The 21,966-nt window shown below is 58.8% G+C and carries 17 protein-coding genes; 2 read left to right on the forward strand and 15 right to left on the reverse strand.

Annotated features, from left to right (window positions below):
* Positions 1 to 129: 129 nt before the first annotated feature.
* Genes mukB through cmoM form a run of 4 tightly spaced genes read right to left on the reverse strand, consistent with a single transcriptional unit; the run spans position 130 to position 7,388 of the window.
* Entirely contained in the window at positions 130 to 4,578 is a 4,449-nt protein-coding gene (gene mukB / locus AC4PR2_RS10890; RefSeq protein ID WP_060421770.1) for a chromosome partition protein MukB, read from the reverse strand.
* Positions 4,575 to 5,303, reverse strand: a complete 729-nt coding sequence (gene mukE / locus AC4PR2_RS10895) for a chromosome partition protein MukE (RefSeq protein ID WP_033637863.1) — start codon at positions 5,301 to 5,303, stop codon at positions 4,575 to 4,577. Before mukE ends, mukB begins: the two co-directional genes overlap by 4 nt.
* Entirely contained in the window at positions 5,284 to 6,606 is a 1,323-nt protein-coding gene (gene mukF / locus AC4PR2_RS10900; RefSeq protein WP_492175123.1) for a chromosome partition protein MukF, read from the reverse strand. The genes mukE and mukF overlap by 20 nt, the downstream gene beginning before the upstream one ends.
* Positions 6,603 to 7,388, reverse strand: coding sequence for a tRNA uridine 5-oxyacetic acid(34) methyltransferase CmoM (gene cmoM, locus AC4PR2_RS10905; protein ID WP_015377334.1), 786 nt, complete (start codon positions 7,386 to 7,388; stop codon positions 6,603 to 6,605). Before cmoM ends, mukF begins: the two co-directional genes overlap by 4 nt.
* A gap of 152 nt (positions 7,389 to 7,540) precedes the next feature.
* Between cmoM and elyC the strand changes: the two genes are divergently transcribed.
* Positions 7,541 to 8,314, forward strand: coding sequence for an envelope biogenesis factor ElyC (gene elyC, locus AC4PR2_RS10910; RefSeq protein ID WP_197801747.1), 774 nt, complete (start codon positions 7,541 to 7,543; stop codon positions 8,312 to 8,314).
* A 7-nt stretch (positions 8,315 to 8,321) separates the two neighbouring features.
* Here elyC and AC4PR2_RS10915 read toward each other — a convergent pair whose 3' ends face one another.
* The 6 genes from AC4PR2_RS10915 to cspE form a co-directional block, all read right to left on the reverse strand.
* Positions 8,322 to 9,218 (reverse strand): YcbJ family phosphotransferase, encoded by an 897-nt coding sequence (locus AC4PR2_RS10915; RefSeq protein WP_060421759.1) that lies wholly within the window; start codon positions 9,216 to 9,218, stop codon positions 8,322 to 8,324.
* 149 nt (positions 9,219 to 9,367) lie between these two features.
* Positions 9,368 to 10,117: a 3-deoxy-manno-octulosonate cytidylyltransferase gene (gene kdsB / locus AC4PR2_RS10920; protein ID WP_004928235.1), complete on the reverse strand. Its 750-nt coding sequence runs from the start codon at positions 10,115 to 10,117 to the stop codon at positions 9,368 to 9,370.
* Positions 10,114 to 10,296: a Trm112 family protein gene (locus tag AC4PR2_RS10925; protein WP_004928237.1), complete on the reverse strand. Its 183-nt coding sequence runs from the start codon at positions 10,294 to 10,296 to the stop codon at positions 10,114 to 10,116. Before AC4PR2_RS10925 ends, kdsB begins: the two co-directional genes overlap by 4 nt.
* A 295-nt stretch (positions 10,297 to 10,591) precedes the next feature.
* Complete coding sequence (locus AC4PR2_RS10930; RefSeq protein ID WP_197801748.1) at positions 10,592 to 11,818, reverse strand: winged helix-turn-helix domain-containing protein; 1,227 nt, start codon at positions 11,816 to 11,818, stop codon at positions 10,592 to 10,594.
* Between the two features lie 113 nt (positions 11,819 to 11,931).
* A complete protein-coding gene (locus AC4PR2_RS10935) occupies positions 11,932 to 12,153 on the reverse strand; it encodes a cold-shock protein (protein WP_004928241.1) in 222 nt (73 codons plus the stop codon).
* 222 nt (positions 12,154 to 12,375) lie between these two features.
* Complete coding sequence (cspE, locus tag AC4PR2_RS10940) at positions 12,376 to 12,585, reverse strand: transcription antiterminator/RNA stability regulator CspE (protein WP_019454537.1); 210 nt, start codon at positions 12,583 to 12,585, stop codon at positions 12,376 to 12,378.
* 525 nt (positions 12,586 to 13,110) lie between these two features.
* Between cspE and hglS the strand changes: the two genes are divergently transcribed.
* A complete protein-coding gene (hglS, locus tag AC4PR2_RS10945) occupies positions 13,111 to 14,517 on the forward strand; it encodes a 2-oxoadipate dioxygenase/decarboxylase HglS (RefSeq protein ID WP_197801749.1) in 1,407 nt (468 codons plus the stop codon).
* Positions 14,518 to 14,519: 2 nt separating this feature from the next.
* On the opposite strand, the gene lpxK is transcribed toward hglS, so the two are convergent.
* The 5 genes from lpxK to rpsA all read right to left on the reverse strand — a co-directional run bounded on the left by lpxK (position 14,520) and on the right by rpsA (position 21,851).
* On the reverse strand, positions 14,520 to 15,500 hold the full coding sequence (lpxK, locus tag AC4PR2_RS10950) for a tetraacyldisaccharide 4'-kinase (protein WP_087762276.1): 981 nt from the start codon (positions 15,498 to 15,500) through the stop codon (positions 14,520 to 14,522).
* Positions 15,500 to 17,248, reverse strand: a complete 1,749-nt coding sequence (gene msbA, locus AC4PR2_RS10955; RefSeq protein ID WP_047727931.1) for a lipid A ABC transporter ATP-binding protein/permease MsbA — start codon at positions 17,246 to 17,248, stop codon at positions 15,500 to 15,502. Before msbA ends, lpxK begins: the two co-directional genes overlap by 1 nt.
* Positions 17,249 to 17,283: 35 nt before the next feature.
* A complete protein-coding gene (locus AC4PR2_RS10960; protein ID WP_197802071.1) occupies positions 17,284 to 19,554 on the reverse strand; it encodes a ComEC family protein in 2,271 nt (756 codons plus the stop codon).
* A gap of 276 nt (positions 19,555 to 19,830) precedes the next feature.
* Complete coding sequence (ihfB, locus tag AC4PR2_RS10965) at positions 19,831 to 20,115, reverse strand: integration host factor subunit beta (RefSeq protein WP_004928264.1); 285 nt, start codon at positions 20,113 to 20,115, stop codon at positions 19,831 to 19,833.
* Between the two features lie 62 nt (positions 20,116 to 20,177).
* On the reverse strand, positions 20,178 to 21,851 hold the full coding sequence (gene rpsA / locus AC4PR2_RS10970; protein ID WP_004928267.1) for a 30S ribosomal protein S1: 1,674 nt from the start codon (positions 21,849 to 21,851) through the stop codon (positions 20,178 to 20,180).
* Between the last annotated feature and the right edge of the window lie 115 nt (positions 21,852 to 21,966).

A 21,966-nucleotide genomic window follows, 5' to 3' on the forward strand; every position in this document is an offset into this window, starting at 1 on the left:
CGAATAACTGTTTATGTGATTAAACTAACCGCTTTTCAACGGATAAAAAAGCAGGACTATCATCCACGCGCACAAAAAAATAGCCACCCTGCGGCGGCTATTTTCGGATTTTTAGGGCGTTTTTCTGCGTTACGGCGTTTCAACCGGCGCAGTACCCAGCGCCGGCGGCTCGCCGGCGAAACCGCGCAGCCCCACCACGTGCACATGCTCGTGGTTCTGGAACACTTTACGCACCAGTTTATAGGTGGTGCCCTTCTCCGGACTGATGTTTTCCGGCGCCGCGATGATCAGCTGCATCTCCAGACGGTCGCACAGTTCGAACAGCGTAGCGATCGACTTGGCATCCAGACGCGCCGCTTCATCGAGGAACAGCAGGCGACACGGCGAGATGTCTTTACCGCGCAGGCGGCGGGATTCTTCTTCCCAGCTCTGCACCACCATCACCAGGATTGACATCCCGGTACCGATGGCTTCACCGGTAGACAACGCGCCGCTTTCCGCACGCAGCCAGCCGTCGGAGCCACGGTATACCTCCACTTCCATCTCCAGGTAGTTGCGGTAGTCCAGCAACTCCTCGCCGATGGTCTGTGGCGTGCGCTGCCCCATGTCGATCTGCGGATTCAGGCGCTGATACAGCTTGGCCAACGCTTCGGAGAAGGTCAGACGGTTGCTGTTGAACAGATCCTGATGCTGTTCCTGCTGCTCGGAGAGCACATCCAGCAGGGTGGCATGCGCTTCGCGCACATTGACGTTCAGGCGCACGCTCTTCACCTGGCCGAAGGAAACGGCCTGCAGACCCTGGTTCAGCATGCGAATGCGGTTCTGTTCGCGCTGAATGGTTTTGCGAATGATGTTGGCCACGCTTTTCGAACTGATCGCCAGCTTCTGCTCGCGCGCGGTCAGCTCTTCGGTCAGACGGCCCAGCTCAATTTCCATCTGTTCGATGGCCTCGACCGGATCGTCGGTGCGGATGATGTCCTGACGGATGCGCTCGCGCAGGTGCTGGTACACCGCGATATAGAACTGAATCTTACGCTCCGGCCGCTTCGGATCTTCCGACAGGCGCAGCACATCGCGCAGGTGTTCGTTATCCGCCACGGCCAGACGCAGCGCACCGAGCGCCTTATCCGACATCGAGCGCAGCTCGTCGCCATCCATATACGCCAGCTCGCGGCGGTGCAGGCGGCGTTCCACGCCGTTGTCTTTCACCAGGCGCATCACCGCGCACCAGCCCGCCTTGGCGGTCACCACCTGCTCACGCAGCTGATGATAATCGCGTTCCAGCTTGCGCAGTTTCTTCTGCAAGCCGTCCATTTCGGCTTCGCAGAAGGTCAGCTGCTTCTCCAGCTGGTTGCGGCGAGCGCGGTTGTTGCTCAGCGCCGCATGCAGTTCGTCGCGACGCGCACGGGCGCGCGCTTCGGCATTGGCGTCGGCCTGCACGCCGATGTCCACCAGCTCTTGGCTCAGCTCTTTCAGCATGTCGCGCTTGGCGTCGTACGAGCTTTTCAGCGAGGCCAGCACCTGGCTGTACTGGGTGAACTGGGTTTGATACTGACGCAGTTGCTCACGGGCGCGGGCGCGTTCGGCTTCCGCCTGCTCCAGACGCTGGCGCAGCTTATCGTTCAGATCGTTGTTGGCATTCTGCATGCCGGCAGAATCGGTGTAGCTGAAGTGCGCACGACGCTGCACCACTTCAGTGAGCGCGAACGCCTGCTGTTTAGCCTGACGCTGCACGCTTTGCGCCTGCGCGTAATCCTGCTGCAGCTGTTCATGCTGCTGCGGATCGCTCTGCAGCACCGACAGCAGCGGTTCCAGCTTGGTCAGCGACATGCCGTGCTGTTGGATATGACGCGCGGCGTCCTGCGCTTCTTCCAGCTCTTCGCGGATCTCGTCGACGCGGTCCTGCAGCGTTTCATCGTTCAGCAACGACACCAGCGGCATCAGGCGGTTGAGTGCGGAAATGCCCTCTTTGGCCTGTTCGTACTGCTGACGCTGCTGCTGGTTCTGCGCTTCGTGATTGTTCAGCGCACGTTCGATCTCGCCACGACGGGCGTTCAGGCCGCGGATCTCCGCTTCCGGGTCGGCGTCGAACGCCACCGCCAGATGGGTACCAATAAAGCGGCTGAAAGCCTGGTGCGAGCGCTGGGTTTTCTGCACGTCGAACGACAGCGTGGCGTAGCGCTCCGCCAGCGTTTCACGCTCGGCATGCAGCACTTCCAGACGGTTCTCGCGCGCCGCGCGGCCGAACAACGGCACTTCCGGATAACGGGAGTAACGCCACTGGCGATCGGCGATTTTCACCACCACCGCTTTGTCCTGCTCTTCAACGGCGAACACGCTGTCATCGAACGACTGCGGATCCCCTTCGATCAGGTAAAGATCTTCCGGGCAATCTTCCAGCCCTTCAAGCATCTCACGCACCAGCGACAGATCCGGCACCACGATAGCGTGGCGCGAAGGGCCGTACAGCGCCGAGAAGTAAGGCGCGTCGTCGATGGTGACGTCATCGTAAATTTCCGACAGCAGCACGCCGCCGAAACGTTCGGCCAGCGTGACCAGGCGCTGATCTTCCGCGCCGCCCGGCTGGCTGAGACGTTCGATCTGCGCTTCCACTTCACGTTTGCGGGCCGCCACTTCGTCGCGCTCGACGGTGGTTTCACGCTCGCGCTCCAGCAACTGCTGCATGTATTCGGTCACCTGCTGGCTGTTTTCCAGCGGCTCTCCGCTCTGATCGCTGAGCTGGCCCAGGGCGTCCTGAGCCGCCAGCCACACCGGCGCGCGCGCCGTCAGCTCACGGATGCGCTGCTGGATCTGCTCCAGCTCCTGGCGCATCTCCATGCGGCGTTCGCCGGCTTCGCTGACGTTCTGCGACAGCGCTTCCAGGCGCTCTTCCAGCTCCTGCTGCAGCATATCGAGATCGTCAGGCTGGTACTCTTGGCCATGGCGTTTGCAAAACTCTTGCAGCAGACGCTCGGCGTCCTGCTGCGAGCGCAGGCGCTGTTCCAGTTCGCTCAGGCGCAGGCGCAGCGGCTGAACGCGCTCGGCGAGGTGCTGCTGCGAAGGCCAGTCGCGCAGCAATTCGCGCGCGCACTGCCAGGCTTCGCTGCGGCTGACCTGGCCGGCGATTTTCCCCACCAGCTGATAGGCCTGTTCGAACTGGCCGTGCGCGGCGTCGGCCACGCTCAGCTTCTGTTCCAGCATCAGCAACGCTTCGGTCGCTTCCTGTTCGCGGGCCTGGAAGGTGTCTAGCCACTGTTCGGCGTTATCGGCGGTCAGATCCGGCAGTTGGCACAGGGCGCGTGCGCGTTCCAACGCCTGCAGCGCCTGCTGGTACTGAATGGCGCGGGTCTGCTGCACGTCGAGCGCCTGCTGGTAGTCGGCCAGCTGGCTCTTCAGCTCATCCACTTCCAGCTCGGCCGCTTCGGCGCGCGCTTCGTTTTCGGCCTGCTGCTCGCTCGCCTCGGCCACCACTTCGTTCTGCTCTTCCAGACGGTAGGTCAGCTCTTCCAGATCGGCTTCATAGCGTTCGATCTTCTCCTGCTGACGCATCGCCGTCTGCACCAGATTCAGGTGATCGCTGGCGGCCTGGTAATCGGTTTCCAGGTCGGATTCGGCACCGCTCTGTTCGCTCAGCTCACGCGCCATTTCCACATGGCGATACTGTTCGGCGGCCAGCTGCTTGCGGCTGCCCAACAGATCGCTGCGAAGCGCCAGCGCGCCGTCCAGATGGATGCGGCGTTCGTTGGCGTGGCGCATATAGTCCGCCGCCACATAGGAAGTGGCCTCGGAAATCAGATGTTTGAACAGATCGCGGTCCGACTGGGTGACGCGAATCGCCTCCAGCGTCATGCGGTTTTCGCGCAGCGCCGCTTCCATGTCCTGGAACGCCTTGCGCACGCCGCTGTTTTCCGGCAGCAGGTAATCGCGCAGCGAGCGGGTGATGGCGCTGGAAATACCGCCGTACAGCGACGCTTCAATCAGACGGTAGAACTTGCTGCGATCGGCGGACGAACGCAGACGTTTCGGGATCACGCCCAGATCGAACATCAGCGAGTGGTAATCGGTGATGGAGTTGAACTGCTTGAACTGCACCCCCTCCATCTCTTCCACGCGATCCTTCAGCTCCTGCAGCGACAGCACGCGCGCCTGGCGCTCACCCACCGTCTGGGTCAGCAACTCGGTCGGCTGAACCGCGGTCGGCAGGCCCTGGATGGTGAACGGTTTGATGTCGACCTTGCGATCGCGCCCCGCCACCTGCTGCAGGCGCACGCCCACCACCACGCGCTGGTGGCGCGAGTTGACGACGTCGAGAGTCGAGTAACACACGCCGGCACGCAGCTTGCCGTGCAGGCCTTTATCGCGCGAGCCGCTGGTGGCGCCCGCTTCGGTGGTGTTACGGAAGTGCAGCAGCGTCAGATCGGGGATCAGTGCGGTGACGAAGGCCGCCATGGTGGTGGATTTCCCTGCCCCGTTACCGCCGGACAGCGTGGTCACCAGCTCATCCAGATCAAAGGTGCGGGCGAAGAAGCCGTTCCAGTTAACCAGCGTCAGCGAGCGAAATTTACCGCGTTCAATCATTCCTGTTCATCCTCTGCACCGTCAGGAGCGTTATCAACCTGCTGATCCTCAGCCTCATTCTCATCGTTCAGCGACAGGCTGGTTTCAACCGGCATCGCCTCGCCGTCGCGAATCATGCGCAGCTGCGCTTCACGCGGATCGTCGCCGCTGCGCACGTCGGCGCCGAAGCGGAACACCGCCTCGGTAATGCGGAACTTGCTGCTGTCATTGCCCATGAAGTAGACCATGCCGAGGCGGCGCAGGCGGTTCAGCGAGGTGCGCACCTTTTCGTGCAGCTTCTGCCGATCGAGATCCGAGCCGGTGGAGCGCTGGTTGACGAACTTCAGCAGCTTGTTCTCATCGGCCAGGCTCAACAGCTCGTCGTACAGCTCCTGATGGCTGAAAATACCCTCATGCGCCAGGCGCTCGGGGCTGAGATACAGGTAGCACAAGATTTTACCGACCATCATATCCAGCTCGGACAGCACCGAACGCGGGATCAGCGTGGTGGAGCGCGGGCGCAAATAGAAGAAACCTTCCGGCGCCCGAATCAGCTCGACGCTGTAACGGGTGTAAAATTCTTCCAGCTCATCCTGGAAATCCATTAAAAAGGCGTGGTTGTCCAGCTCATCGATACCGATGTGACGACCCGCGCGCAGTTGGCTGTCCAGCGCCGGGAACAGCGAGTTGGACAGTGCCTTGGCCAGCTTGACTGGCATTACTTGTTCAATATTTGTCGATGACATGGGCCTGGACCTTGGCTCCGTAATCATTGATTGCCTGCCATTCCGCCGGCAACCCTGAGAAATCTGCTTCAGCCACACCGAGGCGCACTGCCTGGTCGACCACTAAGCGTGCCACGTCGAAATGACGCGCACGCGGATATTGCGCCAGATAATCGCGCATCACCGCTGCAAGGTTGAGCGGCATCTGCTGTTCCTGATACACCTTCAGCGCCTCTTCGATCATCGCCGCCAGCTGTTCGCGAATTTCGCTGAACTCTTCGAACTCCAGATCCGGCGGCAGTTCCCCGGTCACTTCCTCACTGCGCAGTGCCAGTTCTTCGTCGCGCATGTCCAGCAGACGATCGGCATTGGCATGGGTCAGCGCCCACGGGTGGTCGAAATAGGTTTGCACCGACTGGCGCAAGCGTTGGGCGAACACGCGGTTTTTATCCATATCGATAGCGGTACGGATAAATTTATGTACGTGGCGATCGTAGCCGATCCACAGGTCGATCGCCTGCTGGCCCCAGCTGATGATGCGATCCAGCTTGCTCTGCAGATCGAACACCAGCTTGTCGACGAAGCCCAGCTCCACGTTGCCGAGGGTCGCGTCCTGGATGCGCAGCAGGCTGGCCTGCAGCTTATCGCCCGCCGCATCCAACGTATCTTGCAGCTCGCGCAGGGTGCCCGAGGTTTCCGACAGCAGCATCTCGCAGCTGGAGATCGCCGCCCGCCAGTCTTTACTCAGCAGCGCCGCGATGTCGTTTTTCACGCTCTGCTGCTGCTCGTCCATCACGCGTTGGGTCATGTCTATGCTGTCGAAGATTTCCGCCACCGAATATTTCAACGGCGCGAACACGTTGCGGTGCCAATGGAAATCGTCGCCGCCCTCGTCGGCGGCGTCGGCGGCGCGCTTGAGTTCCTGCGCCACGATCGACAGCTGCATCGACAGACGCAGCGTGGAGAATTCGCGTTGGCGAATATAGTAATCGGTAATGCCGATACCCAGCGGCGTGAGGCGGTAAATCGCATTGCCGTCCGCCAGTTCGCTGGTAAAGCGGTTCAACAGGCGCTGGCGCACCATGTCGTTGATCGCATTGTTGGCGCGCATCGCCACCGTTTCATGCGTCTGTTCAAAACCCTTGCTGACATGGCGAAATGCATCAACCAGCTCACCTTCGCTCATCTCGCCGTCCAGCCGTTCGCCGTTCAGGGTGGCGATGGCGAGCAGAAATGCGAGACGCTCCGTAGGGAGCGAAATAGAGAAATCATTTTTCCGTGCCCAGGCGACCAGTTCGGGTACTGTCTGGGAAAATTCACTCATAGTTCGTCCTTCAGGTTTGGTTTATGCGCCATGACGTGAATATAGCGCCCCAAACTCACGTACGGCTCCTGCCGGCAATAGTGCTGTTCAAGCGCCAGTAACTCTTCAAATTTTTGTGTTTGCAGCTGTCTGCTCTGCAGATAGTCGTGGAACACCCGCACGCCGGTTTTACCACCGATACGCATGCCCAGCTGTTCCAGCCAACCGTAGACCAATAGCGGATCGTGCGGATATTGCGGCGACAGCGAACGCTTGCGGCGCCGCCTGACCTCGGGATCCACCAGTTGGAAATTACCCAACACCACGTTGCGCATCAAGAGGCCGTTGGCGTTGAAGAACATCAGCGACAGCGCGCCGCCCGGCGTCAGGCAGTCATACAACGCCTGCAGCGCCGCTTCGGGCTCGGCGATCCATTCAAGCACTGCATGAAACAATATCAGATCAACCGGCTGTTCCAAATGTTGAGCGATATCCTGCGCAGAACTTTGTACGAATTGCATGTTCTGGCTCACACCTTTCTGTTCCGCCAGCTGCGCGGCGCGCTGGATCATCTCACCAGAAAGATCGCACAACAACACCTGATGTCCTAATTCTGCCAGCTGGCAGGCCATATGGCCTTCACCGCCCCCGGCGTCGAGGATGCGCAGCGGCCGCTGCGGCAACTGCGCCAGCAACCCGGTCAGATCCTGCCAAACCACCGCCTGGCGGATTTTTCCTTTCGTGGTGCCGTAAATATTACGCGCAAATTTTTCAGCAATATCGTCAAAATTGCGATCCTGCATGGACAACGGCTCCGCTGATCTCATTCTTGTCGGCGGCAAAGCGCACGCCGATTCAAACCTGCTATTTTGGCACAGACTGGCTTAGAATGTATCTTCTTGCGGCCTGTTTATGCCTGGATGCCGCTTTTTCACCCAAAAGGATCTGATTTTCGATGCTGTTCAACCTGAAAAAGTTCTTTGGCGCCATGCTGATGCCGCTGCCGCTGTTGATGCTGCTGATGGGGCTGGCGCTGCTGCTGCTGTGGTTCACCCGCTGGCAAAAAAGCGGTAAGACGATTTTTACGCTGAGCTGGCTGTTTTTACTGCTTTTCAGCCTGCAGCCGGTGGCCGACCGGCTGCTGGGGCCGATCGAAGCCCAATACCAGACTTATCGCGGCAACGATCCGGTCAGTTACATCGTGGTGTTGGGCGGGGGCTATACCTACAATCCCGATTGGGCACCCAGCTCGAATTTGCTCGGCAACAGCCTGCCGCGCGTGACGGAAGGCGTGCGGCTTTACCTTGCGCATCCCGGCGCCAGAATGGTGTTTACCGGCGCATCCGCCGGCAGCATGCAAAGCAACGCCGCCACGGCGGCGCTGGTGGCCGAAAGCCTGGGCGTGCCGCGCAGCGATATGGTGATCCTGAGGGAACCGCGCGATACCGAGGAAGAAGCCGCTCAGGTCGCCAAGTTGGTCGGCGAGCAACCGTTCATTCTGGTGACCTCCGCCAACCATCTGCCGCGCGCCATGCGCTTCTTCGAGGCGAAAGGCCTGCACCCGATCCCGGCGCCGGCCAACCAGTTGGCGATCGACTCGCCGCTGAATATCTGGGATCGCGCCACACCGTCCTCGATGTTCCTCGGCCATACCGAACGTGCCTGGTATGAAACGCTGGGCAGCCTGTGGCAGTGGCTGAAAGGCGCGGATCGCGCCGGCGCCGAGTAAGGCCCGTTCAACCGGCCAGCCAGGGCAGCAGCTGTTGCGACGCATAGTCGAACGGCCGCCGCTCCAGCTTGCCGGTATGAACCAAGCGCCCTACCGCTTCCCACACCACATACAGCCAGCGCCGCGCCAGGAAAGCGTCGGCGACCGGCGCGCGCTGCAGATAGCGGAACAGCAGTTGGCTGGGCATGCCCGCCTCGCACAGGCGAAAAAGATCGTATTCGCGCGGCGCCCACAGCACCACGCCGGGATTGAGCATCGCCAGCAGCTGATCGCTTTTGGGATCCTTCAGCATGCTGCGCAGCGACAGGTTACCGTGCACCAGAACACAGGGATCGTCGAAGCCGACGAAGAAATGGGTCAGCGCTTCGCGCGTGCGGTACAGCAAACGCCGATCCGCCATGGTCAGCTGCGGGGTGGTGAGATTGACTACCGTCGCCCACAGCACTTCGACCCGCTGTTGATACCAGCAAAACCAGTCGTTCTCCTGCGTGCTGTCAACGCTGCCGACGCTGCCGTGGCTGTCGATGCGATGCCAGGCCAATATTCCGTCAACGATCTGTTCCATCAGCATGTTCCAGCGATCCGGCGAGCGCGTCGGCGCTTCAGCCGACACGCCGCGCAGGCGCTCGATCAGCAGGATTTCCTTATACGGCGTCTGTTGAGTACATACCACGCCGTACACCGTGGGCAGCCGAATATCCCCGTCGCGCGCCAGCATCGACAGCTTGTAAGCCTCCTGCTGGGCGATGCCTTGACAGATAAAGCTTTTCGCCATCAGCGGGATCGCGTTGCCCTGCCGATCGTACAGCGAATACATATGCGCATAAGGCTGCTCGCTCACCCGCTCCAGCCGGCTGATGGACTCACCCAGCACAATGCTCAGTTCGGCGCGTAACTGCTCCATAAGGCATTCACCTCAGGCTAATAAGGGGGGATGTAACATCATCGAACGGTGAGCAGAAAAATTCTTCAACGCAGATCAACAAAACGGGGAACAATCATGGGGGGTGTTGCATCGTCGGCGCGTTGCGCGGCGCGCCGACGAACTCAGGCTCAGGGTTGGATGCTGTCGCGCACGCGCTGGAGATCTTCCGGCGTATCGACCCCCACGCTCGGGATCGCTTTCGCGACCGCCACGTGGATTTTTTCACCGTACCACAGCACGCGCAGCTGTTCCAACAGCTCGATCTGTTCCAGCTGGCTCGGCGCCCAGCTGACGTAGCGACGCACGAAGCCGGCGCGGTACGCGTAGATGCCGATATGACGCAGCAGGCTGTCGCCGATGCTCTCTTTCGACGCGGCGAAACGCTCACGATCCCACGGAATGGTGGCGCGTGAAAAATAGAGCGCGTAGCCCTGCGCGTCCATCACGACCTTCACCGCGTTGGGGTTGAAAGCCTCTTCGGCGCTCTCGATCGGCACCGCCAGCGTCGCCATACCGGCCTGGCTGCCCGCCAGGTTCTCCGCCACCTGACGCACGATCACCGGTGGGATCAGCGGTTCGTCGCCCTGCACGTTAACGATGATCTGGTCGTCGGCAAAGCCGTAGTGTGCGATCACTTCCGCCAGCCGCTCGGTGCCGGAATGGTGATCCGGGCTGGTCATGCACACTTCGCCACCGGCGGCTTCCACCGCTTTGGCGACTTCAGGGTGATCGGTCGCCACGATGACGCGGCTGGCGCCGGACTCGCGGGCGCGCTCCATGACGTGTACCACCATCGGCTTGCCGTGAATATCGGCCAGCGGTTTACCCGGCAAACGGGTCGAGGCGTAGCGGGCGGGAATAATAGCGATAAAACTCATGCGTGTTTCTCATCCAGCGACAGCGCACGCGCTTCATTTTCCAACAGCACCGGAATGCCATCGCGCAGCGGGTAAGCCAACCCGTCCGCTTTGCACACCAGTTCCTGGTTTTCTTTATTGAAATAGAGTTTGCCGTTGCATACCGGGCAGGCAACGATTTCGAGTAAACGGTGGTCCATGCATCCTCCGTAAGGGGATAGGTCATCTGGGAAAGGCTGTGAGGATAGCATAACGCCCGGCCTCAGGTTAATCACCGGTGGCGCCAACCCACCGATATTTCCTCATCGCGCGGGGGCAACCGCTTGAACTGGGGCGCATCCCAGCGTAGAATTTTGTGATACAAATCACAAAAAGGCCGTGATACGTGATCAAACGTCTGCATAAAATCATCGCTCTGTTCGCTAACTTCAGCCACTGAGCCCCTTTGTAACGAGCGGCGCTGAACTTCGTTTTACCCACCGACGGCGTCGTTCGTTATTCCACTTCCCAGCCGGTCCCCCATTCAGCGGCCAACGCCGCCGGAATGTCGCCCAGCGCGACGCGTTGCGCACCGTGCCATTTGGCCGTACGCGCGATGGCCTGCCGGATATCCTGCGCCCGCTGTTTGCCGAAGCGCACCTGCGGCTCCGCATGGAAACTGATGATCTCGAACACCCCCTGGCGACGGTGCGCCTTGGCGTCAATGCGCCCCACCAGCTCACCGCGGTGCAGCACCGGCAGGGTGAAGTACCCATAGCGACGTTTTTCTTTCGGCGTATAACACTCCAGCCGATAGTCAAAGTTGAACAACTCCAGCGCCCGCCGCCGATCCCAAACCACCGGATCAAAGGGGGACAACAGGCTGGTGACCGTCGATTTGAGTTTGCCCTGTTCCGCCAGCGGCAGCAGTTCCGCCAGAGATTCATGCACATAGAGCGGCCCTTCCAGCCCTTCTACCTGTACGGGCGTAATCTTCCCCTGCTCCTGCAGCTCTGCCAGCAAGGCTTTTGGCGCCACGCGTTTCAGCCGATAGTAATCTGCCAACCATTCAGCGCGAAAGATACCCAGATAGCGGCAGGTGCGGCGCAGCATCTGCCTGCGCGCCTGCTCCGCAGGCAGCGTATGACGCGCATCGTCCCAGGCCGGCAGCAACCTTTCGGTCAGATCGTAAACCCGGTGGAAGTTGCGGCGTTCGGCCACCATCAGCTTACCGGCGGTAAACAGGATCTCCAGGTGTCGTTTCTCCGGTTTCCAGTCCCACCATCCGCTGTTGCCCTTTTTCTCGGCGCTGAAATCGGCGGAGCGCACCGGCCCCTGTTGTTCGATGTGCCGCAGCAGGCTGTCCATCGCCGCCTGGTGCTGCTGCACCCAGTCGGCGGAATATTTCCAGCCCATATCATGAGGCGCCAGCATGCGATGCCGCAGCAAACCAAAATCCTCAATCGGCAGGAAACAGGCTTCGTGCGCCCAATATTCGAACAGTTTGCGGCCGGCAAGCGCCTGCTCCAGCCACTCCGACTGATAGACGCCCAAACGGCTGAACAGCACCAGATACGGGCTGCGGGCGACGACGCTAATGGTATCGATTTGTAACAGCCCCATGCGCTGGATCGCGCTCACGACGTCATCGGGCTTAGCCTGGCGTTTAAGCGGAGAAAGCAGCCCCTGGGCGGCAAGGTGCAGCGCGCGAGCGGCGGTAAGGGAAATTATCGGGGTGGTCATCCTGATATCCGTGGCAAGTAGGCAGTGGCCTGATAATAGTGGATATCGAGGGATTTATCTTCGCCAGTGCTTGCGGGTGGCGACACCGGCACTGGCGAGGAAGGAGGGTGCGATCAGAACGCGATAACGTCTGCCGCGGACAGCCCATGCGAGCTGCGATAGATCGAGAACTCAACGTTCTGACCTTCGTTCAACGACTTATTTTTGGTGTTGGCGATAGCGTTGCGATTGACATAGATTTCGTCGCTGCCATCTACCGGTGAAATAAAACCATAGCCTTCGGCCTGATTAAACCATTTCACGCGGCCCATTTTTAACACAGTATTTTTAAACATAACTTATATCCTTTTACTTGAGCATCCTTGACAACGTCATTTTTTATATTGTCTGGACGCTACCAGCCCATCCTAAAGTTTTTCGTAACAAACCTCTCGTGAGCAAAAAAATAAAAAACCCGCACTAAGGCGGGCTTGTTGAACTTAATATCTTCCGCATGACTCGGCGCTAAAGCGTCACCATGGTTGTATTAAGATCTCTTATACGCGTTCCCTGTAATCTTACAGAGCAACTACGTTGGCGGCAGCCGGCCCGCGCGGGCTGTCCTGGATGGTGTACTCGACGCGCTGGCCTTCAGCCAGGGTCTTGAAACCGTCGGTCATGATTGCGGAGAAGTGTACGAATACATCTTTGCCGCCGTCGTTCTGCTCAATGAAACCAAAACCTTTGCTTTCGTTGAACCACTTAACCTGACCAGTCTTCTTAGACATTACATTTACCTTTAAATATATTTACAAAACCTGCCATAAGAGGCAATTGGGGCCATTTCAGAAACATTACTTATGGGAGGTACTTAGAAGGTTCGTCTTTGAAGCGGAATCGGATGATAACGTTTTTGGAGGAACTGCTTAACTCTAAACTCGAACATAAATAGGTCTGGATTACAGGCCGACTTGCATTTACTCATAAATCTGGTGAATGCACAAGAGGTTTATTGCATTAAATTCGCCATTACGCCGAATTTATTTGTATCCCCCTGAATACACATGAATTAATTTACCGTTCTTCGCAGCCCATCCACCGCCTCTTCCCCCAGGCCGGCGCATCATTTGTCCGTCTGTGCGCTGCAAATGAGAGCTAACGCATAAAACTCTAATATGCTTGGCGCCTCTATAACAAATCCCAAATCAGATGGCTAAACTTGAGGGGAAAACAAGGCAGACGGCTTTTTCGCCAGCACTTTTGCCGCTAAAAACACGATTTTTCAGATTATGCTGAATCAAGGAGCTATGCGCATGACCGCCCAGCAGTTCGTTTCACCTAATGAAATCCGCGCCAGATTCTCCCACGCGATGTCGGACATGTACCAAAAGGAGGTACCGCTGTACGGCGATCTGCTGGAGTTGGTGGCGGAAACCAATCGACAGGTTCTGCGCGAAGACGCCGCACTGGCTCATCAGTTGCAAATCACCGGCGAGATAGAGCGCCTCGCCATGGAGCGCCACGGCGCGATCCGGGTCGGCACCGCGGATGAGCTGGCCACCCTGCGCCGCCTGTTCCGGGTGATGGGCATGGCGCCGGTCGGTTACTATGACCTGTCGGTAGCGGGCGTTCCGGTGCACTCCACCGCTTTTCGCGCCGTACATGAAGACGCGCTGCAGATCAGTCCTTTCCGCGTGTTCACCTCCCTGCTGCGCCTGGAACTGATAGAAGATCCCGCGCTGCATGAACTGGCCGAGCGCTTGCTGGCACGCCGCCGCATCTTTACCGATCGCGCGTTAGAACTGATCGCGCTGCAGGAAGCGCAAGGCGGATTGAATGCAGCGCAGGCGCAGGAATTTGTCGAACAAGCGCTGGAAACCTTCCGCTGGCACAATCAGGCGACGGTCAGCGCCGAAGAATACCGGCAGTTGCACGATCAGCATCGCCTGATCGCCGACGTCGTGGCGTTTAAAGGGCCGCATATCAACCACCTGACGCCGCGCACGCTGGATATCGATCGCGTTCAACAGGCGATGCCCGGCCGCGGCATTACGCCCAAAGCGGTCATCGAGGGCCCGCCCCGCCGCCGCCGTGCGATCCTGCTGCGCCAGACCAGCTTCAAGGCGTTGGAAGAAAGCGTCGATTTCGTTGAGCACGACGGCCACGCCATCGCCGGCCATCATACCGCGCGCTTCGGCGAGATCGAACAGCGCGGCGTGGCGCTGACGCCTAAAGGGCGCGCCCTCTACGACCGCCTGCTGCAGGCGACCAACGATGCACTGCAGGCACCGCCAAGCGAGAAGAACGCCGAGCGCTACTATCAACTGCTGGAGGAAAACTTCCGGGCGTTTCCGGATGATTACGCCACGCTGCGCGAGCAACAGCTGGCGTGGTTCCGCTATTTCCCGACCGAATGCGGCCTGGCGGCCAAAGAGTCGCTGGATAAGCACAGTACCCTGGAGCAACTGATCGAGAAAGAACACGTTCGCTTCCAGCCGCTGGTGTATGAAGATTTTCTGCCGGTCAGCGCAGCGGGGATTTTCCAGTCAAATCTGGGGGACAGCCGCCACGCGCAGTACAATGCCGCTTCCAGCCGGGCTACGTTTGAACAAGCGTTGGGCAGTGAGGTGATCGACGAGCTGGCGCTGTATCAGCAAACCCAGCAGCGTTCGCTGGAGGCATGCGCGCAAGCCCTGGGGCTTGTCACGCTGGCATCCTGAGGTTACTTGGTCAGCAGAGATTCGATATCCTGCAGCAGTTGCTCAGCCTGAGCGGACGGTAGCACCGCGTCAACCGGTAAATACCACCAATTAGGCTGGGCAAAGGCGCGGCACTTCACCGCGTCCTTCTCCGTCATCAGCAGCGTTTGATCGGCTGCAACCAGCGCCGTCAGCTGCGGCTGCTGATATTCCTGATGATCGGCAAACGCCACTTCCTGCACCACCTCGACGTTCAGCTTTTCCAACGTCGCGAAGAAACGCGGCGGATGACCGATGCCCGCCATCGCCACCACGCGCGGCAGCTCGGCCGCCGGGCGACGTTCACCGCTCAGCAGGTTCACCGCGTCACGCGCCTGCAGGCGCATGGCAATCTCCCCCGCCTGCGCCACGCCGCCATTGGCGACGCGCGCATCGACGCTGCCAAGCCGCGCGGCACGCTCGCGCATCGGCCCGGCCGGTAACCACCAGCCATTGCCGAAACGGCGCACGCCGTCGATGACCACCAGCTCGAAGTCACGCTGTAAGGCATAGTGCTGCAAGCCGTCGTCGGTGATGATCGCATCCAGCGGCTGTTGTTGCAGCAAGGCCTGTACCGCCTCGGCTCGCTTGGGCGCGATCGCCACGGGCGCGCCGGTGCGCTGATAAATCAGCACCGGCTCATCCCCCGCCTCGCGGGTCGAGGTATTCTGATTGAGCACCAGGGGATAGACCGCCGACTTGCCGCCGTAGCCGCGTGAAACCACGCCAACGCGATAGCCCCGCTGCTGCAGGTGTTCCACCAGCCAGATCACCATCGGCGTTTTGCCGTTGCCGCCGGCGGTGAGATTGCCTACCACCACCACCGGCACCGGCGCGCGCCAGCTTTTGCGCAGGCCACAGCGGTAGCTGAGGCGAATCAGCCAACTGAGCAGGCCATACAGCCAGGAGAGCGGCAGCAGCGCCAGATAAAGCAGCGAACCGCCGGACCAGATGCGCTCAATCATTATTGACCAAACTGCATGCGGTGCAGCTGCGCATAGGCGCCCTGCCGTTCAAGCAATTCGGCGTGCTCGCCGCGTTCGACGATACGGCCGTCCTCCACCACCAGGATCTCGTCCGCCTTCTCAATCGTCGACAGACGGTGCGCGATCACCAGCGAAGTACGGTCTTTCTGCAACTCGTCCAGCGCAGCCTGGATGGCACGTTCGGACTCGGTATCCAGCGCAGAAGTCGCCTCATCCAGGATCAGGATCGGGCAGTCGCGCAGTAACGCACGCGCGATGGCGATACGCTGACGTTGGCCGCCGGACAGCATTACACCGTTCTCACCGATCACCGTATCCAGGCCGTTCTCCATCTTGTTGATGAAGTCCATCGCGTACGCCATTTCGGCCGCTTTCTCAATCTGCTCGCGGCTGTATTCGCTCTCGCGCGCATAGGCGATGTTGTTGGCGATGGTGTCGTTGAACAGGTGCACGTTTTGCGAGACCAGCGCCACCTGATTACGCAGTGAGGCCAGGGTATATTCACGCAGATCGTGGCCGTCCATCAGGATTTCGCCTTCCTGAATATCGTAGAAACGCGTCAACAGGTTGGCGATGGTGGATTTGCCCGAACCGGAACGGCCCACCAATGCGACGGTCTTGCCTTCGGCGATTTTCAGGTTGATATCACGCAGCGCCGGCGTTTCCTTGGACGGGTAGTAGAAGGTGACGTTGCGGAATTCGATGTCGCCTTTCGCACGCTTCACTTCGCGGGTGCCGGTGTCTTTTTCCTGTTCCATATCCAAAATGGAGAACAGCGTCTGGCATGCCGCCATCCCGCGTTGGAACTGGGCATTGACGTTGGTCAGCGACTTCAGCGGGCGCATCAGCGCGATCATCGACGAGAACACCACGGTAATGGTACCGGCGGTCAGGGTTGACATCACGCTTGGGAAGCTGGCGGCAAACAGCACGAACGCCAGCGCCAGCGAAGCGATCAGCTGAATGATCGGATCGGAAATCGAAGACGCGGAGACCAGTTTCATGCCCTGTTGACGCATGCGGTTGCTGACCGAGTTAAAGCGCTCGGTTTCCACCTGCTGGCCACCGAAGATCAGCACTTCTTTATGGCCTTTCAGCATCTGCTCGGCGCTGGTGGTCACCTGTCCCATGGTGTTCTGCATGTTCTTACTGATGTTGCGGAAACGCTTGGACACCAGGCGAATGGCGATGGAGACGATCGGCGCCAGCACGATCAGGATCACCGACAGCTGCCAGCTGTAGTAGAACATCATGATGAACAGGCCAATGATCGAGGCCCCTTCACGCACCACGGTCACCAGGGCGCTGGAAGAGGAGGAAGCCACCTGCTCGGAGTCATAGGTAATGCGCGACAACAGCGTCCCGGTAGACTGCTGATCGAAGAAGGCCACCGGCATTCTCATCATGTGGCCAAACAGGCGGCGGCGCATCTGCATCACCACCATGCCGGAAACCCAGGAAATGCAGTAGCTTGAAACAAAGCTGGTCACGCCACGCATCAGCATCAGCGCAATCACCGCCAGCGGCATCCACACCAGCACGCTGCTGTCGGTTTTTCCAAACCCATCGTCCAATAGCGGTTTAAGCAGAGACAGCATCAGCGTGTCCCCCGCTGCGTTCATAATCAACGCAATGGCGGCCACAATCAGCCCGGTCTTAAAAGGAGTGATCATCGGCCAGAGTCGACGGAACGTCTGCCAGGTCGAGAGATCTTTATCATTCATCATGCAAATACCAGCATCGGAAGAAATAGCGGCCTATTTTACTCATTATCACCCTCTACGCCAAACCGCTGATGGTACCAACGGGGCATTAATTGTTCGCGAAAGCCTTTAATTTGCCAATCGTTGTCGAAAAAAAGTACCGATAACTGGCCGGAGCGCGTCGTATCACGCCATGTAATGCCATTTGCCCGGTATCTGGCGACCACTTTACGCGCCGGCAATCGCCATTTGTTGTAACGAGATGCTGACGCCAGCGCCACCTCAGGATTGACCGCGCGCAGAAACGGCGGCGTCGAAGACGTTCTGCTGCCATGGTGCCCCACCTGCAATACCGTGGCCGCCAAACGGTCGCGGCGCAATCGAATCAGCTGTGCCTCCGCCTTCTTTTCCGCGTCGCCGGTAAGCAGCAGGCTGTATTTCCCGTCGTCGATGCGAATCACACAGGAGTCGTCATTGACCGGCCTTTTGAGCGTTTTCGGCGGCCACAACACCTCGAATTGCAACGACTGCCATCGCCAACGCTCTCCGGCGACGCAGGGCAAGTGCCCCTCCCCGCGTATCGGGCTGCGCACCGTCGCCTGTGGAAACGCACTCTGTACCGTCGACAGCCCGCCGATATGATCGAGATGAGCATGGCTGATGATGATCTGTTCCAGCTCAATGCCCCGCCAGTTCAGCATCGGCAAAATATGCCGCTCGGCGGCGCTGCCTGCAGGCCAACGATCGCCGGTGTCATACAATATGCCTTTGCCGTTTTGCTCTATCACCATCGCCAGGCCGTGCCCGACATCGAGCATATCGACGCGCCAGCGGTATCCCGGCTCTTTTCCTCGCCACAGCACGCAGCATATCGCGATCGTCGCCAGGCCCGGCGCATAGCGCCACCACCAATGAAAGCGCCAACAGATAACGATAAGCCATCCCGCTATGCTGGCCAGCAGCGAGGCAGCCCCCAAATCTACCCAACCGCGCTGCAGGTAATGCAGCGGCACAAACACCCCGCTCAACGTGAAATCGGCCAACCACCAAAGCCCGTAACTTAGCGAGGGGAAGACGCCGCCGATCACCGCCAGCAAAATCAACGGCACCGTCACCAATGAGACGATGGGCACCGCCCAGAGATTGGCCGGCAATGAGGTCAGCGTCAGGCCTAAAAACAGCGCGACCTGCATCGGCACCAGCAGCAGCGTCATGCCCAGCTGAATATGCAGCCAGCGTACCGGCGCCCAATACCAGGCGGAACGAAATCGCTCGCCGAGCGGCGCCCATTCGAACCAAAAAATCAAACACCCTACCGCCAGCACCGACAGCCAAAAACTGTCTGACAATACCGCCAGCGGATCGCACAACAAAATCAGCCCGACGCACCACAGCCACACTTGCCAGGAAGAACAATGAACGCCGCGCAAGCGCAGCAGCATCCACAGCGTCATCGCCAGCGCGGTGCGTACCGCCGGTGGCTGGGCGCCCACCAACCAGACATAGATCAGCGTCGCCACCCAGCCCGCGACCAGCGGAAAGCGATAACCAATCAGATGGGCGGGAAGAAAAAACTGCAGCGCACGCAGCACCGCCCAAAACAAAATGGCGACCATCGCCACATGCAGCCCCGAAATAGCCATCAGGTGCGCAATGCCGGTTTTCAGCATCAGCGTGCGCAAAGCCTGTTCCAGTGCGGTGCGTTCCCCAAACGCCAGCGCCAGCAACACCGCCTTGTAACGCAATTCACCGATGTTGGTTTCCGCATGGCTGATTATGCGCTGGCGCAGGCCGCAATCGCCATCCAGCAAACGAGCCTGCCTGACCTGCGCGGTCAAAGGTTGGCGCTGCGCGATTGCCCAACGCTGGCTGTCAAAGCCGCCTTCATTGAGCTTGCCGTGCACCGGCCGCAAACGCAGTTTCAACTGCCAGCGCTGCCCGGCGCACAGACGCTGCCGTTCTGGGGCCCACGTCGTGGTAAACGTCAGCGCAGGCACCAACCAATGGCCGTCGACTCGCTCGATGCGCATCAGCGTCTGCTTACTGGCGGCAGGCTCCAGTGCGACACTACTCACCTGCGCCACCGCCGTTACATCCGGCATGCGGCTTAGGTGCTCCATTTGCCCAAGCAGGCTTCCGGCGTTGAAAACCGCCCATATGAATCCCAAACCCAGACAGGCCAAATAACGGCAGATCGGCCAACGGATGCGCAGCAGTAAACCGGCGACAAACAGCATCGGCCACAGCAGCCATGGCTCTGGCAACCGCGGTAAAACCAGCAGCGGCAGGATGCCGCAGATAACGGCGAATATCGCCAGATCCAGCGAAATTTTGATCGCTCTTCTCCCATCGGCTCCACCATGAGCAAAAACGCGTCACGGCAAGCAAGCAGGATCGTTGAGGCGATATGTCGCCGCCAGCGGGCTTTAACGAAGATGCGGTGAGCATGGCAGGATAAGAGAGGCCTATGCAGCAGCCACACCGCAAATGCGGCGCAGTACGCAATTCACTTGCGTGTCATGGAGAATCGCAGGCGAAAAAAAACGGCGCCTTAAAGGCACCGTTTTATATTCTTTACAAGCAACAACGCTATGAGCAGTCAGCGACTAGCCATAGATATTGGCGCGGTCACGCAACTCTTTGCCGGGTTTGAAGTGAGGAACGTACTTGCCGTCCAGCTCAACTTTGTCACCGGTTTTCGGGTTGCGGCCTACACGCGGGGCACGGTAGTGAAGAGAAAAACTGCCGAATCCGCGGATCTCAATGCGTTCGCCCTCGGCCAGCGTTGCGGCCATGTGCTCAAGCATCTCTTTCACTGCATCCTCAACGGCCTTCGCCGGAATATGAGATTGCTGGCCAGCAAGTCTTTCAATAAGTTCAGACTTGGTCATAGTACCTCCAAGCTTTGCAGCTAAACTACCGTATCGGGGCGGTCAGAAACCGCCCCCCGTCATTACTCGCCTTTAGCCGCTTTGAAAGCTTCAGCCATTGCGTTAGAGAAGTTGCCTTCTTCCTGTTTGTTGTTAACAGTTGCGATGGCGTCTTTCTCGTCAGCTTCGTCCTTAGCACGTACGGACAGGCTTACAACGCGGTTCTTACGGTCAACGCCGGTGAATTTAGCTTCAACTTCGTCACCTACGTTCAGAACCAGAGTTGCATCTTCAATGCGGTCGCGAGAGGCTTCAGATGCACGCAGGTAACCTTCTACGCCGCCTGCCAATTCAACTGTAGCACCTTTGGCGTCAACTGCAGTGACTTTACCAGTAACAATAGCACCTTTCTTGTTCATAGACAGGTAGTTATTGAACGGGTCTTCAGCCAGCTGCTTCACGCCCAGGGAGATACGCTCGCGCTCTGCGTCAACTTGCAGAACAACCGCTGCGATTTCGTCGCCTTTCTTGTATTCACGTACTGCTTCTTCGCCTGCAACGTTCCAGGAGATGTCAGACAGGTGAACCAGGCCGTCGATGCCGCCGTCCAGGCCGATGAAGATACCGAAGTCAGTGATAGACTTGATTTTACCTTCAACGCGGTCGCCCTTGTTGTGGGTTTCTGCGAACTGCTGCCATGGGTTGGATTTGCACTGCTTCAGGCCCAGGGAGATACGACGACGCTCTTCATCGATGTCCAGAACCATCACTTCCACTACGTCGCCCACGTTAACAACTTTGGACGGATGGATGTTTTTGTTGGTCCAATCCATTTCAGAAACGTGTACCAGACCTTCAACGCCTTCTTCGATTTCTACGAAGCAGCCGTAATCAGTCAGGTTGGTTACACGACCAGTCAGCTTGGTGCCTTCTGGGTAACGTTTCGCGATAGCAACCCATGGATCTTCGCCCAGCTGTTTCAGGCCCAGGGATACACGAGTACGCTCGCGGTCGAACTTCAGCACTTTAACAGTGATTTCATCGCCAACATTGACGATTTCGCTTGGGTGCTTAACGCGTTTCCAAGCCATGTCAGTGATGTGCAGCAGGCCGTCTACGCCGCCCAGATCAACGAATGCACCGTAGTCAGTGAGGTTCTTAACGATACCTTTAACTTCCATGCCTTCCTGCAGGTTTTCCAGCAGTTGATCGCGCTCAGCGCTGTTCTCGGATTCGATAACCGCACGGCGAGAAACGACAACGTTGTTGCGCTTCTGATCCAGCTTGATGACTTTGAACTCAAGCTCTTTGCCTTCCAGGTGCAGAGTGTCACGTACCGGACGCACGTCAACCAGGGAACCTGGCAGGAACGCGCGGATGCCGTTCAGCTCGACGGTGAAGCCACCCTTCACTTTGCCGTTGATAACACCGGTTACAGTCTCAGCTTCTTCGTATGCTTTTTCCAGCGTGATCCAAGCTTCGTGTCGCTTAGCTTTCTCACGGGACAGCAGGGTTTCACCGAAGCCGTCTTCAACAGCATCCAGAGCAACGTCAACTTCGTCACCAACCTGGATTTCCAGCTCGCCCTGGGCGTTTTTGAATTGCTCAGCCGGGATGGCAGACTCAGATTTCAGACCGGCGTCAACCAGTACGATATCTTTGTCGATAGCAACAACGACGCCACGAACGATGGAACCCGGGCGGGTTTCGATTTCTTTTAAGGATTCTTCAAAGAGTTGAGCGAAAGATTCAGTCATGTTGTTAATCTTCAGGGTTCTTTAGTTTAACGTCCATTTAGCGTCCCGCCGAATGGGGTTGTTTCACATACCCCGCCATTGGCTCCATGCCGACAGGGTTTAAGGTTACAGGGGT

The sequence above is a fragment of the Serratia sp. A07 genome (assembly GCF_058725505.1).